Below are 24214 nucleotides of genomic sequence, written 5' to 3' on the forward strand. Positions count from 1 at the left end.
GCACGATCCCGTGGTTCGCGTGTTGCCAAGGGGTAAAAAGTCCGTTATCTAGTGCGCCGGGGCACGAAGCGCGTTCAAGCGCCCGTGGCATAAGGGGAATTTCCAGTGGGGTTCATCACCAAGCATCAGACGCCGCTCGTGGGCGTCGATATCAGCTCGACTGCGGTCAAGCTGCTGCAGTTGTCGCGGTCGGGAGACCGCTATCGCGTCGAGCACTATGCCGTCGAGCCCCTGCCGCCCAATGCGGTGGTGGAGAAGAACATCGTCGAGGTCGAGGCGGTGGGCGAGGCGATCCGTCGCGCGATGTCCCGCTCCGGCTCGAAAGCCAAGCACGCCGCCGCGGCGGTGGCCGGCTCGTCGGTGATCACCAAGACCATCCCGATGCCGGGCGAGCTCGACGAGGACGAGCTGGAATCCGCGGTCGAGCTGGAGGCGGTCAACTACATCCCGTACCCGATCGAGGAAGTGAACCTCGATTTCGAGGTGCTGGGCCCGGTGCCCGGCAATCCGGAAATGGTGAACGTACTGCTGGCGGCCTCGCGCTCGGAGAACGTCGAGATGCGCGCCTCCGCGCTGGAACTCGGCGGCCTCGCGGCGAAGGTCATGGACGTCGAGGCCTTCGCGATCGAGAACGCCTACGCCCTGCTGGCCGGCTCGTTGAACACGCCGCACGACGGCATCGTCGCCCTGGTCGACATCGGCGCCACCATGACCACGCTCAACATCCTGCGTGGCGGCCGCAGCATCTACTCGCGCGAGCAGGTGTTCGGCGGCAAGCAGCTGACCGACGAGGTCATGCGCCGCTACGGCCTGAGCTACGAGGAGGCGGGACTGGCGAAGCGCCAGGGCGGGCTGCCCGAGAGCTACGAGATCGAGGTGCTCGAACCGTTCAAGGAGGCGCTGGTCCAGCAGATCAGCCGCCTGCTGCAGTTCTTCTACGCCGGCAGCGAATTCAACCGGGTCGACCAGGTGGTGCTGGCGGGCGGTTGCGCCTCGATCGCCGGGATCCCGGACATGGTCGAGGAGCAGTTGGGCGTGCAGACGGTGATCGCCAACCCGCTGGCGCAGATGACCCTCGGCTCGCGGGTCCAGGCGCACGCGCTGGCCCAGGACGCCCCGGCGCTGATGATCGCCTGCGGCCTCGCCCTGAGGAGTTTCGACTGATGGCGCGCATCAATCTGCTGCCGTGGCGCGCCGAACGCCGCAAACAGCGCCAGAAGGAGTTCGGCATCATGCTCGGCCTGGCCGCCCTGGCCGGTGTCGTGCTGTGGTTCCTGGTCAACGGCTACTACAACGCCCAGATCGAGGGACAGCAGGCACGCAACGCCTATCTGGACCGCCAGATCGCCCAGGTCGAGGAGAAGATCAGCGAGATCGACGAGCTGGACCGCCAGCGCGCGCGTCTGCTGTCGCGCAAGGCCGTCATCGAGCAACTCCAGGCGAGCCGCTCGCAGATGGTGCACCTGTTCGATTCGCTGGTGCGCACGATTCCCGACGGTCTGATGCTGACCTCGCTCAAGCAGGAAGGCGAGCGCCTGACGCTGGAAGGCCGCGCGCAGTCCAACGCCCGGGTCAGTACCTACATGCGCAACCTGGAAGGCTCGGGCTGGATGACCCGGCCGCAGCTGTCGATCATCGAGTCGCGGCCGGGTGACGGCCCCGGCGCGAGCGCCAACCTGCCGTACATGTTCAACCTGACCGTGACGCTGGCCAATCCCAGCGACACCGACAGCGCCGACGACGAAGCGGCGGTCGCCGAAGAAGGAGCCGCGCCGTGAGCAAGCCCCGCAAGATGTCGCTGCGCGAGCTCGACTTCAACAACACCGGCGCCTGGCCGCGCGAGTACAAGATCGGCTTCTGCATCCTGGTCGGCCTGCTGATCTTCGGCCTGCTGTGGTGGGTGGTGATCCGCGACAAGCGCACCCAGCTCGAGGGGCTGGAGCGGCAGGAGGCCGACAAGCGTGCCCAGTACGAGGAAAAGCAGGGCCGCGCCTCGAACCTCGAGCCGCTCAAGCAGCAGCTCGCGCAGATGGAGCAGCAACTCCAGCAGATGCTGCGCCAGTTGCCAAGCCGCACCGAGATGCCGGACCTGATCATCGACATCTCGCAGACCGCGTTGGCGACGGGCATCCAGAACGACCTGTTCCAGCCGGGCGCCGAGTCGCCGCAGGAGTTCTACGCCGAGCAACCGATCGCGTTGCGCATGCAGGGCAGCTACCACCAGTTCGGCGCGTTCGTCAGCGGCGTGGCCTCGTTGCCGCGCGTGGTGATCATGACCATGCACGACATCTCCCTGCGGCCCCGTGACGGAGGCGCCATTCGCCCCGGCGCGACGCTGGAGCTCGCCGGGACGGTGAAGACCTACCGCTACCTGGACGAGGACGAGACCCAGGAACAGCAGGCCACGGCCGGGGGAGCGCGCTGACATGACGACGCAGAAGATGGCTCGCGGCACCCTGCGGGCGGTCGCGCTGGCGGGTGCGCTGATCGCGCTGGCCGGATGCGGGCGCGACGTGACCAGCTCGCCGGGTGGTGCGCCGAACCTGGAGGAGTGGGTCGCCGACGTGCAGGCGCGGCCTGCACCGCCGCTGGATCCATTGCCGGTGATGCAGCAGTTCGAAACGTTCGAGTACGCCGCGCAGGGGCTGCGCGATCCGTTCAGCGATGCCTTCGCCGATGCCGGCGGCAGCGGTCCGCGGCCGGATTCCAACCGCCGGCGACAGCCGCTGGAGGAGTTTCCGCTCGACAGCATCAACATGGTCGGCACGATCGGGCAGGGCAGCGGCGTGGTGGCCCTGCTGATGGCGCCCGACCGGGTCACCCATCGCGTCCGCCCGGGGGATTACGTGGGGCAGAGCGACGGGCGCGTGACCTCGGTGGACGAGGGTCGCGTGGAGTTGGTTGAACTCGTGCCGGACGGCGCCGGTGGCTGGCTGGAGCGGCCGGCCTCGATCGCGCTCAATGACAATTGAAAGGGGATTCCAGGATGATCGTTAACAAAGCGCAAGGCCCGATGCCGGCGCGCCGTTCGCAGGCCCGGGGTCACGCCAGGGGCGTGCTGCTCGGACTCGCCACCGGCCTGCTCGCGGCGACCGCGGGAGTGCACGCGGCCCAGCCCGCCGTCCAGGCGGTACCGCTGCTCGCCCAGACGGCCCTGCCGGCCGCGGTCGATCCGGCGCATCGTCTGCCGGGTGCGGTGAACATCTCCAACATCGATTTCCGGCGCGGTGAAGGCGGTTCCGGCAAGCTCGTGCTCACCTTCGACGGCGAAGGGGCCGTGCCGGACATGCGCACCCAGGGCAGCAGCGTCGTGGTCGACATCGGCAACAGCGCGCTGCCGCCGGCATTGCAACGTCCGCTCAACGTGTCCGACTTCGCCACCCCCGTGCAGCGCGTGGACGCGGTGCAGAGCGGCACCGGCACCCGGATCGTGTTGACCGCGACCGGCGATTTCGAGCCGTTGGCCTACCAGACCGGGCGCGACTTCATCGTCGAGATGGTGCCGCGTGCGGCCGGCCGCGAGCGCGCCGTCGGCGGCACCGCGGTGGCCGCGACCGCGCAGTCGTCGGCCACGAGCGTCATGGAGCAGGGCCCGCGCGCCTACTCCGGGCAGGCGGTGACGTTCAACTTCCAGGACATCCCCGTCCGCACCGTGCTGCAGATGATCGCCGAGGAGTCCGGGCTGAACATCGTGGCGTCGGACAGCGTGCAGGGCAACGTGACCCTGCGCCTGATCCAGGTGCCGTGGGACCAGGCGCTGGACATCGTCCTGCAGGCCCGCTCGCTGGACAAGCGCCGTAACGGCAACGTGGTCTGGGTGGCGCCGCAATCGGAGATCGCCGCGTTCGAACAGGCCCGCGAGGACGCGCGCCTGGCGATCGAGGATCGCGCGGAAATGGTCACCGAGTACATCGCGATCAGCTATGGCAACGCCGAGGAGATCGCGCGCCTGCTGACCGAGGAGAGCCGCGGTGGCGGCGGCAGCGGCGCATCGGGCGGGCAATCGAGCAACCGCGGCTTCCTGTCGTCGCGCGGCAGCCTCAGTTTCGACCGTCGTACCAATACGCTGCTGGCGATCGACATTCCGTCGCGAGTGGAGGAGATCAAGCGGCTGGTGCAGGCGCTGGACAAGCCGGTCGATCAGGTGGTGATCGAGGCACGGATCGTGATCGCGGACGAGTCGTTCGCGCGGGATCTCGGTGCGCGGTTCGGCGTGTACGGTGCGCGGGACCGGCTGGTGACGTCGGGTTCGATCGCGAGCAATCAGTCCTTTCTTGATTCGTTGGCGGACGATGATGGTCCTCCAACCTTTACTAATCCGCTTAACTTTGCACGGCCTGTGTCCAGCACGTCAGGCTCAGCCGGATCGCTCGCACTGACAATCCTCGGTAACTATGTGAACTGGGATGTTGAAATCTCCGCGCTCCAGCTCGAGGGCCGCGGAGAGGTCATCTCCAACCCACGCATCGTCACCAGCAACCAGCGCGAGGCGACGATCAGCCAGGGTCAGGAAGTCGGCTACCTGACGGTGACCGGCGGCCAGAGCAACAACATCCCGACGGTGCAGTTCAAGGACGTGCTGCTGGAGCTGAAGGTCACGCCGACCATCACCGCCGACGGCCGCGTGTTCCTGGCGATGGAAATCAAGAAGGACGAGATCAGCGGTTTCACCGACGTCGATGGCATCGGTTCCATCCCGAACCTCAACACACGCACCATCACCACGGCGGTGCTGATCGACGACGGCCAGACGGTGTCCATCGGCGGCGTGTACGAGTTCCGCAACCGCAACGACCTGGCGAAGATCCCGTTCCTCGGCGACCTTCCGATCATCGGCAATCTCTTCCGCAACCGCAGCCGCAGCAACGAGAAGGCCGAGCTGCTGGTGTTCGTGACGCCGAAGGTGCTGCGGGTCGCGCAGCGCAGCTGATCCGGCGGATCCCGAGTGACAAAGATGACGGGGCCCTGAGGGGCCCCGTCGTCGTTTGCGCGCCGGACTGAACTCCTGGCGCGGTTTCGGTCAAACTTGGGTCCGCGCAGTCCGCGCCGCCGTCCGGAACTCCATGGAAGCCGAAGCCCCGCGCCCGCCCGTCCAGCTCCCGCAGGGGGAGACCGCCCGTCTCCACGATGCGTTCCGTGCCCTGCGCGACGATCTCTCGGCCGAGATCGTCGGCCAGTCCGCGCTCGTCGAACGGTTGCTGATCGCGCTGTTGGCCGATGGGCACCTGCTGGTCGAAGGCGCGCCCGGGCTCGCCAAGACCACCGCGATCCGTGCGCTGTCGGCGCGGCTGGATGCGGGGTTCGCGCGGGTGCAGTTCACGCCGGACCTGCTGCCTGCGGACTTGACCGGCACCGAGATCTGGCGCGCGCAGGACAGTCGGTTCGAGTTCCAGCCGGGGCCGATCTTCCACCCGCTGCTGCTGGCCGACGAGATCAACCGCGCGCCGGCGAAGGTCCAGTCCGCGCTGTTGGAGGCGATGGGCGAGCGGCAGGTGACGGTGGGCCGCGAGACCTACCCGCTGCCGGCGCTGTTCCTGGTCATGGCGACACAGAATCCGATCGAGCAGGAGGGCACCTTCCCCCTGCCCGAAGCGCAGTTGGACCGCTTCCTGATGTACGTGCGCATCGGCTATCCCGATGCATCCGCCGAAACCGAGATCCTGCGCCTGGCGCGCGAGCGGGCGCGCAACACCCTGCGTACGCCGGCGCCCGCTCCCGAACGGATGCCGCTGGAGGACGTCTTCGACGCGCGCGCAGCGGTGCTTGACTTGCACCTCTCGCCGGCGCTGGAGCGCTATCTGGTCGAACTGGTGCTGGCGTCGCGCGAGCCGGGCCGTTACGACGCGGCGCTGGCCCGACGCATCGACTGGGGCGCGAGCCCGCGCGGGTCGATCGCCCTGGAGCGCTGCGCGCGGGCGCGCGCGTGGCTGGCCGGACGCGATTACGTGACGCCCGAAGACGTGCGCGCGATCGCGCCCGATGTCCTGCGCCACCGGGTGCTGCCCAGCTACGAAGCCACCGCGGAAGGCTGGGATGGCGACCGCCTGGTCGAGGAGCTGATCGAGCGGGTGCCGCTGCCTTGAATCCGGCGGTCCGGCCGAGTGCGACGCGCAGCGGCGCCGTGGGAGGGCGATTCCCGGCATCGTCGCGCCGGCGGTCGCCATGAACGCGCGTGCCGACGCCATGGGCGACGCCGTCGGCGATGGCATCCGGCCCGCGCTGGCCGAACTGGTCGCGCTGCGGGCGCAAGCCCGGCACGGGCGGGCCCTGCGGCGTGCCGAGCACGGCATGGGCGGCCAGTCGCCGTCGCAGCAGCGTGGCCGCGGCATGGAGTATGCGGAGTCGCGCGAGTACACGGCCGGCGACGATGCCCGCCACATCGACTGGCGCCTGACCGCCCGCACCGGCCACGCGCACACCAAGCTCTATCAGGCCGAGCGCGAGCGTCTTTCGTTGATCGTCGCCGACACCGCACCGTCCCTTTACTTCGGCACCCGGGTGCGGTTCAAGTCGGTGCAGGCGGCGCGCGCAGGTGCGGTCGCGGCTTGGCGCGCGGCCGCGGCCGGCGACCGCGTCGCGGCCCTGCGCGGCAGCGTGCGCGAGGCGCCGGTGCCGCCCGGGGGTGGCCCGCGTGGCGTGTTGCGGGTGCTGGACGCGCTGGTGCGCTGGTATTCGCGTCCGCCCGACGACGATGCAGGTCTGGCGGTGGCGCTGGATCACGCGTTGCGGTTGATTCGGCCCGGTGCGCGTCTGCTGGTGCTGGCCGATGCCGCCAGCCTCGCGGATATTCCGCGTGAGCGCTGGGCGGGTCTGGGGCGGCGTGCGGACACCACCGTGCTGCTGCTGACCGATCCGCTTGAAACCGCGCCGCCGCAGCGGGCGCTCGGGTTCGAGGCCAACGGGCGCAGGATCGACCTCGATCTCGGCGCCGATGCGCAGCGCGCGCGGTGGCACGAAAGCTTCGTGCGCCCGGTCGAAACCTTGCTGGCCGATCTGCCGGGGCGTGGCGTCCGCCTCCGGACCCTGTCGAGCGATGCGTCGAGCGATGCCTGGCTCGGTCGCGGGCGCCTCGATCCTGCGGCGGATGGGAACGCAGCGGCATGAGCGCCTCGCCGTTGGTCCTGCGCGATATCCACCAGCCGGCCGCGCCGGCCTGGTGGCCGCCCGCACCGGGCTGGTGGGTGCTGGCCGGTGTGCTGGCGCTCGCGATCGCGGCGCTGGTCGTGTGGCGCTGGCGTGCGCGTCGGCACCGGCAGCAGCTGGAGCGGCTGTTCGACGAAACGCTGGAACGTGCCGGATCGCCAGCGGAGCAAGTCGCGGCCATCTCGGAGCTGATGCGCCGCGCCGCGCGGCGTCGGGATCGCACCGCGACCGCGCTGCAGGCCGAGGCCTGGGAGCAGTTCCTGCGTGCCCCGCGCGTCGGCGGCACCGGGCTCGGGGCGGAGGCCGCTGCACTGGTCCGCGACGGCGGCTTTCGCCGCGATCTCGATCCGGTCGCCGTCGAAGCCCTGCGCCGCGAGGCGCGCGGGGTGTTTCTCGCCTGGAGCCTGCGCCGGTGATGTCGGCGTTCGCCTGGCCGTGGATGTTGCTGGCGCTGCCGTTGCCGTGGCTGGTCCGGTGGCTGTTGCCGTCGGTCCCGGCGGCGGGCGGTGCGCTGCGGGTGCCGTGGTCCGAGCGTCTCGCACCGATCGCCGGCGGCGCCGGTGCGGGCACCTCGCGTGGCGGCGGCCGCCTGTGGCTGGCCGCGGCGGCCTGGGCCTGCCTGTGCGTGGCGGCGGCCCGCCCGCAGCAGCCGGGTGAGGTGGTGCAGCCGCCGCAGGCCGGGCGCGACCTGATGCTCGCGGTCGACCTGTCGGGCAGCATGGCCGAAGAAGACATGCTGCTCGGCAACCGTGTGGTCGACCGGCTGACCGCGGCGAAGGCGGTGATCAACGATTTTCTCGAACGCCGGGCCGGCGACCGTGTCGGCCTGCTGGTGTTCGGACGCCGTGCGTATGTCGTCGCGCCGCTGACGCTCGACCACGACAGCGTGCAGGAGCAACTGATGACCAGCGTGGTGGGCCTGGCCGGCCGCGAGACCGCCATCGGCGATGCGATCGGGCTGGCGGTCAAGCGCCTGCGCACCCAGTCCGAAGGTCAGCGCGTGTTGATCCTGCTCACCGACGGGGTCAACACCGCAGGCTTGCTGGAGCCGCTGAAGGCCGCTGAACTGGCGCGCGACGCGAACGTACGGGTGCACACCATCGCCTTCGGCGGCGAAGGCGATCTGTCGGTGTTCGGCTTCCGCGTTCCGTCCGCGGGGCCTTCGGAAGAGATCGACGAGGCCGGCCTGCGGCGGATCGCCGACATGACAGGCGGCCGGATGTTCCGCGCGCGCGATACCGAAGCACTGGCCGGCATCTACGCCGAGATCGACCGGCTCGAACCGGTCGAGCGGCCGGCCGAAGCGGTGCGGCCGCGTATCGAGCGCTATCACGTGCCCTTGGCCTGGGCGCTGCTGCTGGGCGCATGCGCCTTGCTGCCCTGGCCGCGGCGATGGCGCCTGCCCGGGCGCGATCCCGATCACGGAGGCGTGGCATGAGCGGCCTGGGCGGGCTGGTGTTCCTGCGTCCGGGGTGGCTCTGGGCGCTGCTCGCGCTGCCGCTGCTGCTGTTGGCCTGGCGACGCTGGCGCGATCGTGGCGAAGGCTGGCGCGGCGCCGTGGATCCGCATCTGCTGCCGCACCTGCTCGGACGTGCGCGGCATCGGGCGGTCGCCTGGTCGTTGACCGGGGCCGCGCTCGTCTTCGCGCTGGCGATCGTGGCACTGGCGGGGCCGAGCTGGCGCAGCGGGGAGCAGCCGCTGGCACGCTCGGCGGCGCCGCTGGTGATCGCGCTGGATCTGTCCGGGGCGGCGCTCGCCGGCGACCTGCCGCCCTCGCGGCTGGCCCAGGCGCGGGCGAAGATCGGCACCCTGCTGGCCGGACGCGCCGGTGGCGACACCGGGCTGGTGGTGTGGTCGGAGGACGCGTTCACGGTCGCGCCGTTGACCGCCGACACGGCCAACGTCGCTTTGTTTCTTGAGGCGTTGTCGCCCGGCATCATGCCGGTGGACGGACACCGCCCGGAGCGCGCCATCCAGCATGCGGCGCGCCTGTTGCAGCAGGCGGGGTTCGGGCGCGGGGAGATCCTGCTAATGACCGGCGAAGGGTCGGGCGCGGCGACGCGGGCGGCCGCCACGGCCGCCGCTGACGGGTACCGGGTGTCGGTGATCGGGCTCGGCACCGCGGCCGGCAGCGCCTATCGCGCCGCCGAGGGCGGCTTCGGCCATGCCCGCCTGGATGCCGATGGCCTGCGCGCCTTGGCGGCTGCCGGGAACGGGCGCTATCAGACGCTGCGGGCCGATGACGGCGATCTGCGCGCGCTGGGTGTGCTGGACGCGCAGGAGGCGCAGGACACGGACGGTCCGGCGGGCGCCGTGCGGGGCGGTGTGCGGCTCGACGACGGTTACTGGTTGCTGCTGCCGTTGCTGGCGCTCGCGGCACTGGCGTTCCGTCGCGGCGGTGCGCTCGGTGCGGTCTTGCTGGCGCTCTGGTTGCCGGGGCTCGCCTTGCCGCCGCCGGTCCATGCGCAGGCGCGCACGGTGGACGCGGCACCTGCCGAGGCACCGCGCGGCAGTCTCTGGCGGCGTGCCGACCAGGCCGCGCACCAGCGCCTGCGTGCGGGCGTCGATGCCTATCGTGCCGGCGAGCATGCCGCCGCCGCCGCCGCCTGGCGCGGCCTGCCCGGTGCCGATGCGGCCTACAACCTGGGCAACGCGCTGGCACGTGCGGGGCAGTACCAGGAGGCGGTGGATGCCTATGACGAAGCCTTGCGCCGCGCGCCCGGCATGGCCGACGCGGTCGCCAACCGACAGGCCGTCCTCGACGCCATGCAACAGCAGCCGCCGCCGTCGGGGCAGCAGCAGGACCCCTCCGCCTCGTCGCGCCAGCAGGGTCGGGCGCCGCCGGAGCAACCGCCGAGCGGACAGGAGGACCAGGACGGTCGGGGCGAAGAGGGCGAACCCCGGGACGGTGACCCGCCGCCGCAGGACGCCCCGCACGAAGCGGACGCCACCGCGGACGACCCGCAATCGCAGCAGGCCGCCGACGAAGCCCAGCGCCAGCGCATGGACGAGGCGCTGGAGCGGGCCGAGCGCGCCGCCGCCGAGACGCGCGACGCGGACGCGCAAGAGACCGCCGAGAGCCGCGAGGAGCGTGAACAGCGCGAGGCCAACGAGGCCTGGCTGCGCCGCGTGCCCGACGACCCGGGCGGCCTGCTGCGGGAGAAATTCCGTCTCGAACACGAACGCCGCCAGCTCCGCCGAGGTCCCTGACATGTCACCTGCCACCGCCCGTCTGTTGTGTGCCGTGCTGCTGCTGGCCTGCTGGCCGTCGTCGCACGCGCATGCCGAGGTCCGGGCCTGGCTGGATCGCGACCGCATCGCGCTCGGCGAGACCGCGACCCTCAACGTCGAAAGCACCACGGCCGATGTCGGCGCCCCCGACTGGTCGGCCCTGGAACAGGATTTCCGTCTCAGTGGGCACACCAGCAGCCGCCAGGTCGAGATGATCAACGGCCGTTCGCAGGCGCGGGTGCTGTTCGCGGTGGCGGTCGAGCCGCGCCGGCAGGGCCGGCTGACCGTGCCGGCCCTGCAGATCGGAGGCGAGCGCACGACACCGTTGACGCTGACCGTGGGCCCGCGCGATGCGGTGCCCGCGCGGGCCGGTGCACCGGCGTTCGTCGAATCCGAGGTCGATGTCGACCATGCCTACGTGCAGCAGACCGTCGGCTACACCCTGCGCCTGTACTACGCCACGCCGCTGGTGTCCGGCGAGCTGGAGCAGCCCGCGCCCGAAGGCGCCGCACTGCAGCGCATCGGCAACGACGTGCAGTTCAACCGGGACATCGACGGGCGCCGCTACACCGTGGTAGAGCGCCGCTTCGTGCTGGTGCCCGAGCGCAGCGGTACGCTGGAGATTCCGGGGGCGCGCTTCAGCGGGCGCGGCACCGGCAGTTTCTTCGACGACCTGTTCCGCGACGGCGCGCGCCAGTTGCGCGCCGACGGTGCGCCGCGCTCGATCGAAGTCCGGCCGGTGCCCGACGGTGCGCCGCAGCCGTGGCTGCCCCTGCGCGACCTCCAGCTCAAGTACCTCTCCACACCACAGCAGGCGCGAGCGGGCGAGGCGGTCGAGATCGTGGTGGAAGCGCGCGCGGACGGTGCGAGCGGAAGTCAGTTGCCGCCGCTGGAGTTGTCGGTGGACGGGCCTGCGCAGGTGTTCCCGGAACCGGCCGAGTTCGAGGAGCGCTTCGAGCAGGGGCGCCCGCAGGTGCGGATGGTGCGCCGGTTCTCGGTGGTGCCGTCGGCGGCGGGCACCCTGCAGGTGCGCGGAGTGCGCCAGGCCTGGTGGTCGGTGGGCGCCGATGCGGCACAGATGGCGTCGTTGCCCGACATGCAGATCGATGTGGTCGGTGGCGCCGGCGCGCCGGGACCGGCCGACGCCGCCGCGGGGGTGGACGCTGCGGGCGCGGGAGCAGGCATTGAGCCGCGCATCGCCGATGGTGCATCCGGGGGGCTGCGCATCCCAGGGATCCAGGGTCTCGTGCAGCCCTGGGCGCTGGGGACGGTGGTGTTCGCGCTGTTGTGGCTGCTCACGCTCGGCTGGGCGCTGCACCGGCGCTCGCCCGCGGCTGCAGGGCCGCCGCCCCGTGCGCGCAGGCAGACGCCCACCATCGCGGGTGCCGACGACGAGCGGGTCCGCATGCGCGCACTGCGCGACGCCCTGCAGACGGGCGATCTGCACGACGTGGCTGAAGCGCTGTGCGGACTGGATTCGCCACCGGCCGACGGCCTGGACCGTCTGGCCGAACGCCTCGCCGATCCGGCGCAGCGCGATGCGATCGAGCGCCTGCAGCGCGCGCGCTGGGCCGATGGCGATGCCCCGGCGGCCCGCGACGCCGTGCGCAGCGCGTTCCGCGACGGGCCGCGTTGGCAGGCGGCGGACACCGGGGCGCCGCCGCCGCTCCCGCCGCTCTATCCGCGCTGAGGGCATGACCGACGGCCCGTGCGGCGCCGGGGCAGGGCTTTGTTAAGCTTGCGCGCTGTCCCGCCCCGAGCCGCCCCATGACGTCAGCTCCTCCCGCCGAACGCGGCATGCCGTTGCACACCCGCATGCTGATCGGTTTCCTGGTCGGTGCAGGCCTCGGCCTGGCGGCGAACATCCTCATCGGCGAGGCGGCCTGGCTGGCGGCCATCATCGAGTACGTGACCGACCCGATCGGGCAGTTGTTCCTGCGCCTGCTGTTCATGCTGGTGGTGCCGTTGGTGTTTTCGGCGCTGATCCTGGGCGTGGTCGAGATCGGCGACCCGCGTTCGCTGGGTCGACTGGGCAGCAAGACCCTGGTCTGGGTGTTCGGCAGCACGTTCATCGCGGTGATCATCGGCATGGTGGTCACCAACCTGATGCAACCCGGTGCGGGCATTCCGGACGCCCTGCGCGACCGGGTCATGGCCGATGTGGCCGCGTCGGGCACGGCGCTGCCGACCGGCGACATGCCGATTGGTTTCGTCGAGATGCTGCTCAACATGGTGCCGCGCAACCCGATCGCGGCCGCGGCGCAGACCGACCTGATCGCGGTGATGTTCTTCTCGCTCATGTTCGGCATCGCCGCCACGGTCCTCAACACTGCGGGCACGCGCAACTTCGTGGGTGCGGTGCAGGGTGTGTACGACATCAGCCTGAAGCTGATCGACTGGGTGATCCGCCTGGCGCCGTACGCGGTGGCCGCGCTGCTGTTCACGCTGACGGCGCGGATGGGCCTTGATCTGATGGTGCAGCTGATGTGGTTCGTGCTCACCGCGATCGTGGCCATGGGCCTGCATTTCTTCGGAACGTATTCGGTCGCGATCGCCGCGATCGGACGGCGATCGCCGCTCGAGATCTTCCGCAAGGCGCAGCCGGCGTTGCTGACGGCGTTTTCGACGTCGTCGAGCGCGGCGACGCTGCCGACTTCATTGAAGGTCGCCGAGGAGAACCTGGGCGTGCCGCGGCGCGTCGCACGCTTCGTGTGCACGCTGGGTTCGACCGTGAACATGAACGGCACGGCGCTCTACGAGGGCGTGACCGTACTGTTCCTGGCGCAGTTGTTCGGCGTCGAACTGACGCTGGTGCAACAGGTGATGATCCTGGTGATGTGCATCATGGGCGGCATCGGCGCGGCCAGCGTGCCGGGCGGGTCGCTGCCGGTGATCGCGACGATCCTGGTGATGTTCGGAATTCCGCCCGAAGGCATCGGCATCATCCTGGGCGTGGACCGCCTGCTCGACATGTGCCGGACCACGGTGAACATCGGTGGCGACATGGTCGGTTCGGTGGTGATCGCGCGCAGCGAGCCCGACGACGAGGAGCCCGTCCGCGTGGTGACGGTGGACCCGGCGCCGCAGCGGGCCTGAGCGCACCGTAAAGAAGGGTTCCTTCGACGGCATTCGCGTGGCCGACGAGAGGCGCGCGCGTCCTGACAGTGCGGGTGTCTCGAGGGTGTGGGCGGATCGCTCCCGTCGCCTGGTTTGGACGCCGCGCGCCATCGGCCGAGCGTCGCTCCTCCCTCGGTCAGGGCATCCTGCCCTGACTCGGGCGCGCGCCATCCATGGCGCGCTCGACGCGACACCCGACCGCCGGCACGCGGCTCACCTGGACGTCTTGGGCGACGCTTCGGGTGGCTCGGAACAAAGAAGATTCCGTGCCAGCGAAATGGCGAGGCGACGCCCCGGCTGCGGCGGCACGCCGTTCGAAGCCGGCGCCCCGCTTCGCTTCGACCGGGGGCATGCGATCTCTTCGCCCCGGTCGAGGCCCGCCTGCAGGTGCTGCGGCCGCTCGGTCCGACGACCGCGCCAGCCCTCCCGCGGGCAGCGCCGGCGCGGTCGTGGGACAATTGCGGGCTCGTCTCCGCTCCCGCCGAAGCCCATGACCCAGCCGACCCGTCGCGATCTCGCCAACGCCATCCGTTTCCTTGCTGCCGATGCGGTCGAGGCCGCCAAGTCCGGTCATCCGGGCATGCCGATGGGCATGGCCGACATCGCCGAGGTGCTCTGGAACGACTTCCTCGCGCACAACCCCAACAATCCGAAGTGGGCCAACCGTGACCGCTTCCTGCTCTCCAACGGCCACGGCTCGATGCTGCAGTACGCCCTGCTGCACCTTGCGGGCTACGACTTGCCGATCGAGGAGCTGAAGAACTTCCGCCAGCTCGGCCACCGCACCCCGGGCCACCCCGAGAATTTCGTCACCGACGGCGTGGAGACCACCACCGGCCCGCTCGGCCAGGGGTTCGCCAACGCCGTCGGCTTCGCGCTCGCCGAGAAGCTGCAGGCCCAGCGCTTCAATCGCCCCGGGTACACCGTCGTCGATCACCGGACCTGGGTGTTCATGGGCGACGGCTGCCTGATGGAAGGCATCTCGCACGAAGCCGCATCGCTGGCGGGCACGCTGAAACTGGGCAAGCTGGTGGCGTTCTGGGACGACAACGGCATTTCCATCGACGGCGAGGTCGAGGGCTGGTTCACCGACGACACCCCGAAACGTTTCGAGGCCTACGGCTGGCGTGTGATCCGCGACGTCGACGGCCACGATGCCGCCGCGATCAAGGCCGCCATCGAGGACGCACTGTCGGCCGATGCGCAGCCGACCCTGATCTGCTGCCGCACCACGATCGGTTTCGGCTCGCCGGGCAAACAGGGCAAGGAGGCGTCGCACGGCGCACCGCTGGGTGGCGACGAGATCGCCGCCACCCGCAAGGCGCTGGGCTGGGAACACGGTGCGTTCGAGGTGCCCGAGGCGGTCTACGCCGGCTGGCGCAAGGGCGATGCCGGCGATGCGCGCGAGGCGCAGTGGGACGCGCTGTTCGATGCCTACGCCCAGGCGCATCCGGATCTGGCGGCCGAGTTCCAGCGCCGCACGGCCGGAGCCCTGCCCGAAGGCTTCGCGGCGGCGGCCGATGCCTACATCCGCACGCTGCAGGACGACGGCCCGACCATCGCCTCGCGCAAGGCCTCGCAGATGGCCATCGAGGCCTTCGCGCCGCACCTGCCCGAACTCATCGGCGGTTCGGCCGACCTGGCCGGCTCCAATCTGACGCTGTGGAGCGGCAGCAAGGACGCCGCGGGCGACGACCCCGACGCCAACTACGTCTATTACGGCGTGCGCGAGTTCGCGATGACCGCGATCAGCAATGGCCTGGCCCTGCACGGCGGGTTCATCCCGTACGACGCGACGTTCCTGGTGTTCTCCGACTATGCCCGCAACGCGGTGCGCATGAGCGCGTTGATGGGTGCGCACGCGATCCACGTCTACACCCACGACTCGATCGGCCTGGGCGAGGATGGTCCGACCCACCAGCCGGTGGAGCACGTGGCCAGCCTGCGCTACATCCCGGACAACGATGTCTGGCGTCCGTGCGATGCCGTGGAGTCCGCGGTGGCCTGGAAGTTCGCCATCGAACGTCACGACGGCCCGTCCTGCCTGATCTTCAGCCGCCAGAACCTCCCGCATCAGCCGCGCGACGCCGACCAGTTGGCCGCGATTTCGCGCGGTGGCTACGTACTGGCCGAAGCCGATGGCGGCACCCCGCAGGCGATCCTGATCGCGACCGGCTCCGAGGTCGGGCTGGCGGTCGAGGCCAAGGCGTTGCTGGAGGCCGACGGCATCGCCACCCGCGTGGTTTCGATGCCGTCCACCAATGTGTTCGACCGCCAGGACGCCGCCTACCGTGCGTCGGTGCTGCCGAACGATGTGCGCCGCCGCGTGGCCGTCGAGGCCGGCGTCGGCGACTTCTGGCGCAAGTACGTCGGCCTCGACGGCGCCGTGGTCGCGATGGACCGCTTCGGTGCCTCGGCGCCGGCGGGGGTGCTGTTCAAGCACTTCGGCTTCACCGCGCAGGCGGTGGCCGACGCGGTGCGCGCGCAAGCCTGATCGCGCCTGCGTGCCACGGTGCGCCATCCTTGCGTCCGTCGCGGACGCAAGGGTGGGCACGCGTCCGCAGGTCGCTCAGTCCGGCATCCGTCCGTCGCGCAGCGGGGGAAAGGGGTTGATCGCGTCGCCCTCCCACCAGTTCCGCTCGGGACCGAGCCGGAAGATCGCGAAATGCAGGTGCGGTGCGGCGGGATCGGCATTGCCGGTGCTGCCCACGTAGCCGATCGGGTCGCCGCGGCGCACGCGCTGGCCCTCGGCGAGCCCGGGCGCGTATGCCTGGAGATGCGCGTAGTAGTAGGCGAAGCGCCCCGACGGTTCGAACTGGTAGACCGTCAGGCCGCCGCGTTCGCTGTCGAAGAGTTTTTCGATGTGCCCGTCCGCCACGGCGACGACCGGGGTCCCGGCCGGCGCCATGATGTCGATGGCGTCGTGCTGGCGTCCCTCGCTGCGGGCATCCTCGAAGGTGTCCCACAACGCATCGCGCGCAACCCCTTCGACGGGGACGCGCAGCGCACGGCCGTCGTCATGCCCCGGCTCGGCTGCGTCGACCGCCTGCGCCTCGGGACGAGCCGATGTATCGGTGCCGACGGTGCGCGTTCGCCTGTGACGGTCGGGGACGGCATCGGACGGGTACGGCGCACCGCCGTGCGCGGACGGTTCAGACGTCGCGGGTCCATTGGATGCCGGTGACCCCGCCGCCGCCAGGGAGCCGGCGGTGGCCTTCGCGTCGACGGCGGTCGGAACCGGAACGGCCGCCGTCGCATCGTGGCGTGCCTGCGCAGCGGCGGCGGGTGCGACCTGCACTGGTCGCGCGAGCCACAACCAAGCGGCGAGCGACGCGCCGAGCAGCACCGCGACCGCAGTCGTCGCGCGCATCGCTTACTGCCTCATGATCACCGGCGTGCCGACCTCGACCGCCTCGGCCACGATCAGCGCGTCCCAATTGGTCAGGCGGACGCAGCCATTGGACGCGGTCTTGCCGACATCACGGGGCTCGGGTGTGCCGTGGATACCGTAGTGCGGCTTGGACAGGTCGATCCAGATCGGGCCGACCGGGTTGTTGGGGCCGGGCTGCAGGGTCGCCTTGCGGTCGGAGGCCGGGGCGCTGTGGAAGAGCTCCGGGTTGTAGTGGTAGGTGGGGTCGTGCACCACCGCCTCGATGCGCCACTCGCCGATCGGAAGCGGGTCGTGCTCGCTGCCCGAGGTCACCGGGAATTGCGCCATCAGCCGGTCCTGCGCGTCGAACAGCGTCAGCGTCGCGGCGGATTCGGACACCACCACGCGCGCGGCGGTGCCCAGCGGCGGCAGGTCGCGCACGTTGGGCACGCGCATCCGGTTGCCGGCGCGCGGCTCCACGCGGGGATTGAGGAAACGCAGCAGATCTGGGCTCGCGTGGAAGCGCTCGCCCAGCGCCTCCCAGGCCGACGCATAACCGAGACGGTCGAGCTCGGACTTGGCCATCATGCCGTCGGGGACATCCACGTAAGGGCCGCCGAGATCCTCGTCGGTGAGCGCATGCTCGACGAGCACGGGCGCGTCGTCGGCGTTGAGCGCCTTCCAGGTGTCGGCATCGAGTTCGCCGGTCTCGGGCAGGTCGCGGGCGGCCTGGAAGCCGCGCAGCGCACGGGCCTGATTGGAACCTTCCACGCCGTCGATTTCACCGGGCGAGAACCGCGCCCGGGCCAACAGCACCTGGGCGCGCAACAGGCGTCCGGTTTCTTCGGGCGATTGACGTTCCTGCAACGAACCCGCGCGTTCGACCTCCGCCGGCGCGCTCGCGGGCGATTGCGCCAGAACCGGAGCGGCGAGCGGGATCAGCAGCGCGAACAGGGCGAGGGTCGGAACACGAAGAGGCATGGCGGCAGCCCGTTGCAGGGAGTCGAGCGCACCATGGCGCGCGCGCTGCATGGCGCACGTGAATGCGCTCCGCGCTTCGTTCAGCGATGCGACCCGGCGTCGGCTGCCGATGGCGTCGCAGTGCGGGCCAGCGCGAAAGCCAGCAGGCGGCGCTCGAGCCAGGCTTTCGCACCTGTCGCGCGTAGCAGGCCCATCCGTTGCATGGCGTCCTCGTCGTCGCTCCCGTCGTGACGTACGGCTCCCAGCACGGTGCGCAATTTGCCGGCGCGCGAAGCGGTCGCGCCGGACAGCCAGGCCAGCGCACGGGCGAGGCGTTGCTCGACGGGTGTGAAATCGCTGCCTAGCGGATAGTCGGGCAGCGTGCCATCCGCGCGCAGCGGCGACAGTGTCCGGCGCAGCCAGTCGGGCGAGTTCCGGCTCCATTGCGCCGGCGGCGCGAAATCCTCGCGGAGCTTGCGCGCCTCGCGCGCGGCGTCGAGCAGGCCGGTCTGATGGCGCGCGTCGGCCAGCCCGGTCATGGCGATCGCGCAGTCCTCGTCGGTCAGCCCGCGGATATCGGCGATGCCGTACTCGGTCACGTAGAGATCGCGCAGATGCCGCGGGATGGTGGTGTGGCCGTAATGCCAGAGGATGTTGGACACATTCGTGCCGGCCTTGTCGCGTGCGGCGCGCAGCAGCAACACCGAGCGGCCGTCGTCGAGCGCATGCGCCATCGCGACGAAGTTGTACTGACCGCCGACGCCCGAGACCACGCGGCCGTCCTCCAGACCGTCCGACGTCGCCGCGCCCAGCGCGGTGGCCATCATGCAGGTGTTGAAGAAGCGGCCGTCGCGGCGTTGCAGGCGCTGCAGGCCGGCGTCGTCGTCCGCCAGCGCGTTGACCTCGAGGACCCGTTTCATGCCGATGCCGCGGCGGGTGTCGTCGTCGAGATCGCGCAGCCACTGGTAGAACTCGGGCGAGCCGAGATAGAAGGCGCCGTGGAGGAATTCGCCGTCGCGACCGGCGAGCTCGCGGTCGAGCTCGCTGGCGTCGTCGCCGTCCAGCCGCTGCATCAGCGGCAGCTTGTCCACCACGCGACGGCGCACCACGCCGGTCTGCACCAGGCGGCGGAACCCCTCGTTGATCATCTCGCTGCAGCCGAACAGGCCACGTTCGAACGGGTCGAGGCCGCCGTGGGTCGCGACTGCCGGATGTGTGGCGAGTCCGGGATCGAGCGCATCGAGAACGCGGCGGTAGGCGGCGTTGTCGGTGTGCCGCAGCACCAGCGCATGGCACAGCGCGTCGGCCAGCGCGCCGATGCCGATCTGCAGGGTGCCGCCGTCGCGCACCAGCGCACTCGCACGGAAGCCGATCGCGTAGTCGGCATCCGAGACCGGCTGCCGCGGTAGGCCGAACAGTTTCGGGTAGGGCGGCGGCGGGGCGATCACCAGATCGAAGAACGCGGTGTCCACGGACGCGCTGCCGCCCAGCCATGGCAGTTCCGGGTCGATCTCGGCCACCAGCAGCGGCCGTGGCCGTCCGGCCGCGGCCAGCGCATCGACGGTGTCCAGGGTGAGATCGGTATTGCACGACAGCGACAGGCGCCGACCGTCCTCGCCGGCGGCGACCTTCTGCACCACGACGTTCACGCCGCGGTCGGCCAGCGCCGCGGGCACGTGGGTGTAATTGAGGCTGGCGTAGCGGCGTTGCGCCTGGCGCGAACCGAGCAGGGCGCCGGACTGCATGTAGAACTCCTCCACCTCGATATGCGCGGGGAGGGCGTCGCGGCGCATCGCGTCGACATAGGCCAGCCGCGGGAAATCGGGGCCGAAGTGGCGTTCCAGGAACGGGCGCAGGAAGCGGCCCTGCAGACCGTCGCCCGGCTGCGGCGGATCCAGCGACAGCGCGGTGTAGAGGGTCATCGGCCGCGTCGGGTCGCGTGCGACGCGGGCATAGAGCGCGTTGAGCAGGCGGTGCGGCTTGCCGAGGCCGAGCGGGGCGCCGAGATGCAGCGGGCCCTGGACGCGGTCGAGGATGGCCGCCGCGGCCGCGTCGAGATCGTCGAGGAAGTCGGTCATGCGGCCAGCGTACCGGCTCGCGTGGCGAAGCGCGTGCTGCGGGGTGTCAGCGGCGGCGCTTCTTGACGACCGTGAGGATCTGGCCGACGACGGCCGTGCACAGGATCAGCGCGTTGGTCACCACGAAGACGAGGTTGTCGAGCAGCGCGCTGTAGACGATGAAGAGCACCGATGCCGCCATCTGGCCCAGGAACAGCCAGATCGAGACCGACTCCGTGGTTTCGGCGCGCCACTGGGTGTGGATCTGGCGGATCAGGGTCGCCATCAGCACCGCGGTGGCGGCCCAGCCGATCCAGTCCTCGCCGCTCATGGGGATCCGCCTGGCGACGGGCGGGCTGCGAGCGTGCCGGGCGAAGTGTGCATACGCATGGCCGGCGTTATCCACGGCGTGGTGTGGAGAGCGCGAGAAGGGCGCCCGGGCGGCGTCGCGGTTCCGTCAGTCCAGGCGGTGCACCGCGTCGGCGATACGGCGCACGTCGTCGAGCGTGTGGCTGACGTAGAGCATCGGCAGGCGGGTCTCGTCGCGGACCCGTTGCAGATAGGGAATGAGTTCTTCGCGGCGGTCCTGGTCGAGCGCCGACAGCGGCTCGTCCAGCAGGAGCAGTGTGGGCTGCGAAAGCAGGGCGCGGCCGATCGCGACCCGCTGCGCCTCGCCGCCTGACAGGTTCGCGGTGCGCCGTTCCAGCAGTGGGGCGATGCCCAGCAGGTCCACGACCGGATCGAACGCGAACCGCGGCACGGCGCGATCGCGGCGGCCGTAGAGCAGGTTGCTGCGCACGTCCAGATGCGGGAACAGACGCGCGTCCTGGAACACGTACCCGATGTCGCGCCGGTGTGCGGGCAGGTCGATCCGGGTCTGCGCATCGAACAGCACGCGGCCATCGATCTCGATCCGCCCGGACGTCGGCCTCGACAGGCCCGCGATGGCGTTGAGCACCGAGGTCTTGCCGGCCCCGGAGGCGCCGGCGAGCGCGATGACGCGCGCGGTCTCCTCGATGCAGACCCGGCGTCGGAAATCGCCGCGGACGAGTTCGATGTCGATCTTCAGCATGCGGCGGCCTCAGTCCGGGCTCTCGCCGCGCTGGCGCCGCACCAGCCATTCCGAGAGCAGCAGCGCACCCAGCGACAGTGCCAGCGAGACGGCTGCGAGCCGCCAGATGCCGGCCTCGCCGCCGGGCACCTGCATCAGTCCGTACATGGCCGAGGCGATCGTGCGGGTTTCGCCGGGGATGGCCGAAACGAAGGTGATCGTGGCGCCGAACTCGCCCAGCGCCTTGGCGAAGCCGAGCACGGTGCCGGCCACCAGTCCCGGCCACGCCAGCGGCAGGGTCACCGTGCAGAACACCCGCCACGGCGAAGCGCCGAGGGTGGCCGCCGCCTGCTCGAGGCGGCGGTCCACGTGTTCGATCGACAGTCTGATCGCGCGCACCATCAGCGGGAAGCCCATGATCGCGCAGGCGAGCGCGGCGCCGGTCCAGCGGAAGGCGAACTCGATCCCCACCGATGCCAGCGCCCGGCCGAACGGCCCCTGGTTGCCGAAACCCACCAGCAGCAGGTAACCGATCACCACCGGCGGCAACACCAGCGGTAGGTGCACCAACGCATCGAGCAAGGCCTTGCCGGGAAAGCGGCGCCGCGCCAGCAGCCAGCCGATCGCCACCGCGAACGGCAGGCTCGCCAGTGACGCGGCCAGCGCGATGCGCAGGCTCAGCGCGACGACATGCCACTCGTCCGGGGTCAGCATCGCCTCGGCCTAGCGCAGGGTGAAGCCGCGTTCGACGAAGATCGCCTGCGCCGGCTCGGTGCCCAGCCACGCCAGGAAGGCCTCGGTGCCCGGATGGGCGCTGCGCGCCAGCCGTGCGATCGGATAGACGATCGGGTCGTGGCTGCCTTCGGGAAAGGTGCCGACCACGCGTACGGCCGGCTCGGCCTGTGCGTCGCTGCCGTAGACGGCCCCCAGCGGCGCTTCGCCGCGCGCGACCAGCATCAACGTGGCGCGGACGTTGTCGGCTTCGGCGACGTGCGGCGCGACCGACGTCCAGAGCCCCAGCGCCTCCAGCGACGCCTTGGCGTACTTGCCGGCCGGCACGCTCTCGGTCAGGGCCAGGGCCAGGCGACCACCCTGCAGGCGGGCCTCCAGGTCGACGCCGGGCGTCAGTTCGACCGGCGCGGTGTCGCCGCTGGCCGGCGCGACCAGGACCAGGGTGTTGCCGAGCAGGTCGCGACGGCTGGCGATGTCGATCAGGTCGCGCGCCTGCAGCCAGTCCATCCATTCCAGGTCGGCCGATACGAAGGCGTCGGCAGGCGCACCCTGATCGATCTGCCGGGCGAGCGCGGAACTGGCCGCGTACGACACCTGCACGGTCTGCCCGGTCTCGGCCCGGAAGGCTTCGGCCGCGGCGTCCATCGACTCCTTGAGGCTGGCGGCGGCGAACACGTTCAGCGGTGTCGATGAACGGCCCGCGGTCGCGTCGGTGCCGGCGTCCTCGCGCGGCGCGCAGCCGAGCAGCAGGGCGAGCAGGGCGCCGGCGGCGAGCAGCGACCGCAGCCGGGCGAACGGCGTGGAGGTCGCCCGGCTCATGGCGCCACCACCACGGTGATCGCCTCGACCTGCCGCACGCTGCGTGCGGCGCGCACGTCGCCGGGGGCCAGCAGGCGCACCGGGCCGTCTTCGGCACTCAGCGCTTCGCCGTCGCAGCGGTCGGCCACGTAGACCGGGCGGTTGCCGGTGCCGGGATCGAGTTCGGCCAGCGAGAACACCACCCGGTAGCCGTCGCGCGCGTCCACCAGCACATAGCGGGCCAGATGCGGACTGCGCAGCGTGCCTTCGGGCACCGCATCGTTCGCGCGCAACAGGTCGTACAGGGGCACGCCTTCGCACTGCAGCGTGGTGCGATGGACCTGGGCGGTGACCGGTTGCCGGTCGAGTGCGGCCAGGGTCTGCGTGTCGAAGCGGACCGCCACCGGCGACGGCACGCTCGGCGATGGTGGCGAGGACGCACGCTGACGCGGATCGTGCCGGCGCTGCGGGGCGTCGGGCGTGGCCCGGACCGCCGCGGATGCGGTTGCGGCGGCGGAGGTACCGGGGGGCGAGCCGGTGTCCGGGGCAGGCTCGCGGGCCGGGCCCGCCGCCGTGCAGGCGGCCAGCAGCAGCGCCAGCGGCACCGTCGACAGGCGGAGGAGATGCGGGACCATCGTGCGACTCCAGACAGGGCGTTCGGCCGCAGTGTACGCGTTCGATATTGCCAATCGTATATATCGGTGTGCCTGCGCACATGGTGCGCGCCCGCCTGTGGGGCCCGGTGATTCCGGCTGGTGGATGTCGCAGGCGCCGGGCAGGCCGGCATGCCGATGCGGCGCGTCGGTCGCGACCCCGGTCGCGGGCACAGGGCACGGCCTCGCGAGACCGGTGCGTGCCGTGCCTGTGGTCACTCGCCCTGCGGGTCGAGCGCCTGGTTGAGCACCGTGGCCAGATGCGCGCCACCCAACACGATCTGCCGCTCGGCGACAGGCCGCCAGGTGGCGATGTAGCGCGCATCGATGCGCGGACGTGGCGGGTAGACGCCATCGGTCGTCGCGATCCGGCAGGCGGCCTCGGCCCAGAGGGCGGCATCGGCGGCGGTGACGGCGGGCCCGGGTGTCGGGACCTCGGCGAGCAGCCGGGTGCGCTGCGCGGCCTCGGATTCGTCCATGTCGCGGAACAGCCCGCTGTCCCACAGCCGGTGGAGGTTGCTGCCGTAGCCGTCGCGGGTGCCGTCGGGCTGGTTGATCTGCACGGTGTTGCCGCCACGGTCGTGGCCGTATCCGGCATGCATCGGCTGATGGATATCGCCGACGAAATGGACCACGAACTTCAGCGCCTGCCGCCGTGCGGCGACGGGTCTTGCGGGATCGGCCAGGATCGCCGCCTGGGCGCGGATCGCCTCGACCACGCAGTCGCCGCCGGGACAGTCGCGCGCGGCTTCGTAGGTGCAACCGGACTCGCCGATGTTGACGTAGTGCCAGCGTGCGCTGCGGCGGCCGAGATCGGGGTCGTGCTCGCGCAGTTGGTCGGCCCAGTTGGCGATGCCGGCCAGGGTCGGCTCGCGCTCGCCGGCCAGCAGACTGTCGACCTGGGCGCGCGCGTGGGGCGTCAGCCCCGCATCGGCGAGATCGGCGACCAGACGGTGCCCGCGAGGGCCCCAGGCCATGGCCGGGCTGGACAGAAGCAGCAGGCAGGCGGTCGCCACAGCGATGCGGGAGGCGGAACGGAGAGTCGCGGTCATCCGCACATTCTAGCGGCGCGGATCGAACGGGCGCCGTCCGAGCGCGGCCG

21 protein-coding genes and 1 pseudogene are annotated in these 24214 nt (G+C 71.0%); 13 read left to right on the forward strand and 9 right to left on the reverse strand.

Annotated elements, in window-relative coordinates:
• Positions 1 to 105: 105 nt before the first annotated feature.
• From RG19_RS03070 to tkt, 13 genes and pseudogenes are all read left to right on the forward strand, one after another.
• Positions 106 to 1164 carry a pilus assembly protein PilM gene (locus tag RG19_RS03070; RefSeq protein WP_058833982.1) on the forward strand — a complete coding sequence of 353 codons (1059 nt, stop codon included), beginning with the start codon at positions 106 to 108 and terminating at the stop codon, positions 1162 to 1164.
• Positions 1164 to 1880: pseudogene (locus tag RG19_RS03075) on the forward strand (PilN domain-containing protein). Before RG19_RS03070 ends, RG19_RS03075 begins: the two are co-directional and overlap by 1 nt.
• On the forward strand, positions 1793 to 2425 hold the full coding sequence (locus RG19_RS03080; protein ID WP_157515336.1) for a type IV pilus inner membrane component PilO: 633 nt from the start codon (positions 1793 to 1795) through the stop codon (positions 2423 to 2425). Before RG19_RS03075 ends, RG19_RS03080 begins: the two are co-directional and overlap by 88 nt.
• Positions 2426 to 2441: 16 nt before the next feature.
• Positions 2442 to 2972, forward strand: coding sequence for a pilus assembly protein PilP (locus tag RG19_RS03085; RefSeq protein WP_058833985.1), 531 nt, complete (start codon positions 2442 to 2444; stop codon positions 2970 to 2972).
• 14 nt (positions 2973 to 2986) lie between these two features.
• A complete protein-coding gene (locus tag RG19_RS03090; protein ID WP_058833986.1) occupies positions 2987 to 4930 on the forward strand; it encodes a type IV pilus secretin PilQ in 1944 nt (647 codons plus the stop codon).
• A 133-nt stretch (positions 4931 to 5063) separates the two neighbouring features.
• On the forward strand, positions 5064 to 6083 hold the full coding sequence (locus RG19_RS03095) for an AAA family ATPase (protein ID WP_058833987.1): 1020 nt from the start codon (positions 5064 to 5066) through the stop codon (positions 6081 to 6083).
• Between the two features lie 79 nt (positions 6084 to 6162).
• Complete coding sequence (locus RG19_RS03100) at positions 6163 to 7104, forward strand: DUF58 domain-containing protein (protein WP_058833988.1); 942 nt, start codon at positions 6163 to 6165, stop codon at positions 7102 to 7104.
• Entirely contained in the window at positions 7101 to 7559 is a 459-nt protein-coding gene (locus RG19_RS03105) for a DUF4381 family protein (protein ID WP_058833989.1), read from the forward strand. Before RG19_RS03100 ends, RG19_RS03105 begins: the two co-directional genes overlap by 4 nt.
• On the forward strand, positions 7559 to 8581 hold the full coding sequence (locus RG19_RS03110) for a vWA domain-containing protein (RefSeq protein ID WP_058833990.1): 1023 nt from the start codon (positions 7559 to 7561) through the stop codon (positions 8579 to 8581). The genes RG19_RS03105 and RG19_RS03110 overlap by 1 nt, the downstream gene beginning before the upstream one ends.
• Complete coding sequence (locus RG19_RS03115) at positions 8578 to 10353, forward strand: VWA domain-containing protein (RefSeq protein WP_058833991.1); 1776 nt, start codon at positions 8578 to 8580, stop codon at positions 10351 to 10353. Before RG19_RS03110 ends, RG19_RS03115 begins: the two co-directional genes overlap by 4 nt.
• Position 10354: 1 nt before the next feature.
• Positions 10355 to 12064 carry a BatD family protein gene (locus tag RG19_RS03120; protein WP_058833992.1) on the forward strand — a complete coding sequence of 570 codons (1710 nt, stop codon included), beginning with the start codon at positions 10355 to 10357 and terminating at the stop codon, positions 12062 to 12064.
• 77 nt (positions 12065 to 12141) lie between these two features.
• Positions 12142 to 13470: a dicarboxylate/amino acid:cation symporter gene (locus RG19_RS03125; RefSeq protein ID WP_238376578.1), complete on the forward strand. Its 1329-nt coding sequence runs from the start codon at positions 12142 to 12144 to the stop codon at positions 13468 to 13470.
• A 511-nt stretch (positions 13471 to 13981) separates the two neighbouring features.
• Positions 13982 to 15985: a transketolase gene (tkt, locus tag RG19_RS03130; protein ID WP_058833994.1), complete on the forward strand. Its 2004-nt coding sequence runs from the start codon at positions 13982 to 13984 to the stop codon at positions 15983 to 15985.
• A gap of 75 nt (positions 15986 to 16060) precedes the next feature.
• On the opposite strand, the gene RG19_RS03135 is transcribed toward tkt, so the two are convergent.
• The 9 genes from RG19_RS03135 to RG19_RS03175 all read right to left on the reverse strand — a co-directional run bounded on the left by RG19_RS03135 (position 16061) and on the right by RG19_RS03175 (position 24089).
• A complete protein-coding gene (locus tag RG19_RS03135) occupies positions 16061 to 16861 on the reverse strand; it encodes a M23 family metallopeptidase (protein WP_058833995.1) in 801 nt (266 codons plus the stop codon).
• A gap of 3 nt (positions 16862 to 16864) precedes the next feature.
• Positions 16865 to 17842, reverse strand: a complete 978-nt coding sequence (locus RG19_RS03140) for a L,D-transpeptidase family protein (protein ID WP_058836379.1) — start codon at positions 17840 to 17842, stop codon at positions 16865 to 16867.
• A gap of 80 nt (positions 17843 to 17922) precedes the next feature.
• A complete protein-coding gene (locus RG19_RS03145; RefSeq protein ID WP_058833996.1) occupies positions 17923 to 19899 on the reverse strand; it encodes an acetyl-CoA hydrolase/transferase C-terminal domain-containing protein in 1977 nt (658 codons plus the stop codon).
• Between the two features lie 46 nt (positions 19900 to 19945).
• A complete protein-coding gene (locus RG19_RS03150; protein ID WP_058833997.1) occupies positions 19946 to 20209 on the reverse strand; it encodes a PQ-loop domain-containing transporter in 264 nt (87 codons plus the stop codon).
• Positions 20210 to 20335: 126 nt separating this feature from the next.
• Positions 20336 to 20950, reverse strand: coding sequence for an ATP-binding cassette domain-containing protein (locus tag RG19_RS03155; RefSeq protein ID WP_058833998.1), 615 nt, complete (start codon positions 20948 to 20950; stop codon positions 20336 to 20338).
• 9 nt (positions 20951 to 20959) lie between these two features.
• On the reverse strand, positions 20960 to 21643 hold the full coding sequence (modB, locus tag RG19_RS03160; RefSeq protein WP_058833999.1) for a molybdate ABC transporter permease subunit: 684 nt from the start codon (positions 21641 to 21643) through the stop codon (positions 20960 to 20962).
• 9 nt (positions 21644 to 21652) lie between these two features.
• Positions 21653 to 22480, reverse strand: coding sequence for a molybdate ABC transporter substrate-binding protein (modA, locus tag RG19_RS03165; RefSeq protein ID WP_058834000.1), 828 nt, complete (start codon positions 22478 to 22480; stop codon positions 21653 to 21655).
• On the reverse strand, positions 22477 to 23094 hold the full coding sequence (locus tag RG19_RS03170; RefSeq protein WP_058834001.1) for a molybdopterin-binding protein: 618 nt from the start codon (positions 23092 to 23094) through the stop codon (positions 22477 to 22479). Before RG19_RS03170 ends, modA begins: the two co-directional genes overlap by 4 nt.
• A 233-nt stretch (positions 23095 to 23327) precedes the next feature.
• A complete protein-coding gene (locus tag RG19_RS03175; RefSeq protein ID WP_238376672.1) occupies positions 23328 to 24089 on the reverse strand; it encodes a S1/P1 nuclease in 762 nt (253 codons plus the stop codon).
• Positions 24090 to 24214 lie beyond the last annotated feature (125 nt).

This window comes from Luteimonas abyssi (assembly GCF_001482195.1).
Classification (GTDB): Bacteria; Pseudomonadota; Gammaproteobacteria; order Xanthomonadales; family Xanthomonadaceae; genus Luteimonas; species Luteimonas abyssi.

Bases quoted from the DNA above. Each gene is read 5' to 3' on its own strand.
- tkt (WP_058833994.1), top strand. From the start codon at position 13,982: ATGACCCAGCCGACCCGTCGCGATCTCGCCAACGCCATCCGTTTCCTT.
- RG19_RS03090 (WP_058833986.1), top strand. From the start codon at position 2,987: ATGATCGTTAACAAAGCGCAAGGCCCGATGCCGGCGCGCCGTTCGCAG.
- RG19_RS03080 (WP_157515336.1), top strand. From the start codon at position 1,793: ATGTCGCTGCGCGAGCTCGACTTCAACAACACCGGCGCCTGGCCGCGC.
- RG19_RS03110 (WP_058833990.1), top strand. From the start codon at position 7,559: ATGTCGGCGTTCGCCTGGCCGTGGATGTTGCTGGCGCTGCCGTTGCCG.
- RG19_RS03125 (WP_238376578.1), top strand. From the start codon at position 12,142: ATGACGTCAGCTCCTCCCGCCGAACGCGGCATGCCGTTGCACACCCGC.
- RG19_RS03095 (WP_058833987.1), top strand. From the start codon at position 5,064: ATGGAAGCCGAAGCCCCGCGCCCGCCCGTCCAGCTCCCGCAGGGGGAG.
- modA (WP_058834000.1), bottom strand. From the start codon at position 22,480: ATGAGCCGGGCGACCTCCACGCCGTTCGCCCGGCTGCGGTCGCTGCTC.
- RG19_RS03105 (WP_058833989.1), top strand. From the start codon at position 7,101: ATGAGCGCCTCGCCGTTGGTCCTGCGCGATATCCACCAGCCGGCCGCG.
- RG19_RS03115 (WP_058833991.1), top strand. From the start codon at position 8,578: ATGAGCGGCCTGGGCGGGCTGGTGTTCCTGCGTCCGGGGTGGCTCTGG.
- RG19_RS03135 (WP_058833995.1), bottom strand. From the start codon at position 16,861: ATGCGCGCGACGACTGCGGTCGCGGTGCTGCTCGGCGCGTCGCTCGCC.
- RG19_RS03120 (WP_058833992.1), top strand. From the start codon at position 10,355: ATGTCACCTGCCACCGCCCGTCTGTTGTGTGCCGTGCTGCTGCTGGCC.
- RG19_RS03155 (WP_058833998.1), bottom strand. From the start codon at position 20,950: ATGCTGAAGATCGACATCGAACTCGTCCGCGGCGATTTCCGACGCCGG.
- RG19_RS03085 (WP_058833985.1), top strand. From the start codon at position 2,442: ATGGCTCGCGGCACCCTGCGGGCGGTCGCGCTGGCGGGTGCGCTGATC.
- modB (WP_058833999.1), bottom strand. From the start codon at position 21,643: ATGCTGACCCCGGACGAGTGGCATGTCGTCGCGCTGAGCCTGCGCATC.
- RG19_RS03140 (WP_058836379.1), bottom strand. From the start codon at position 17,842: ATGCCTCTTCGTGTTCCGACCCTCGCCCTGTTCGCGCTGCTGATCCCG.
- RG19_RS03150 (WP_058833997.1), bottom strand. From the start codon at position 20,209: ATGAGCGGCGAGGACTGGATCGGCTGGGCCGCCACCGCGGTGCTGATG.
- RG19_RS03100 (WP_058833988.1), top strand. From the start codon at position 6,163: ATGAACGCGCGTGCCGACGCCATGGGCGACGCCGTCGGCGATGGCATC.
- RG19_RS03170 (WP_058834001.1), bottom strand. From the start codon at position 23,094: ATGGTCCCGCATCTCCTCCGCCTGTCGACGGTGCCGCTGGCGCTGCTG.
- RG19_RS03175 (WP_238376672.1), bottom strand. From the start codon at position 24,089: ATGGCCTGGGGCCCTCGCGGGCACCGTCTGGTCGCCGATCTCGCCGAT.
- RG19_RS03145 (WP_058833996.1), bottom strand. From the start codon at position 19,899: ATGACCGACTTCCTCGACGATCTCGACGCGGCCGCGGCGGCCATCCTC.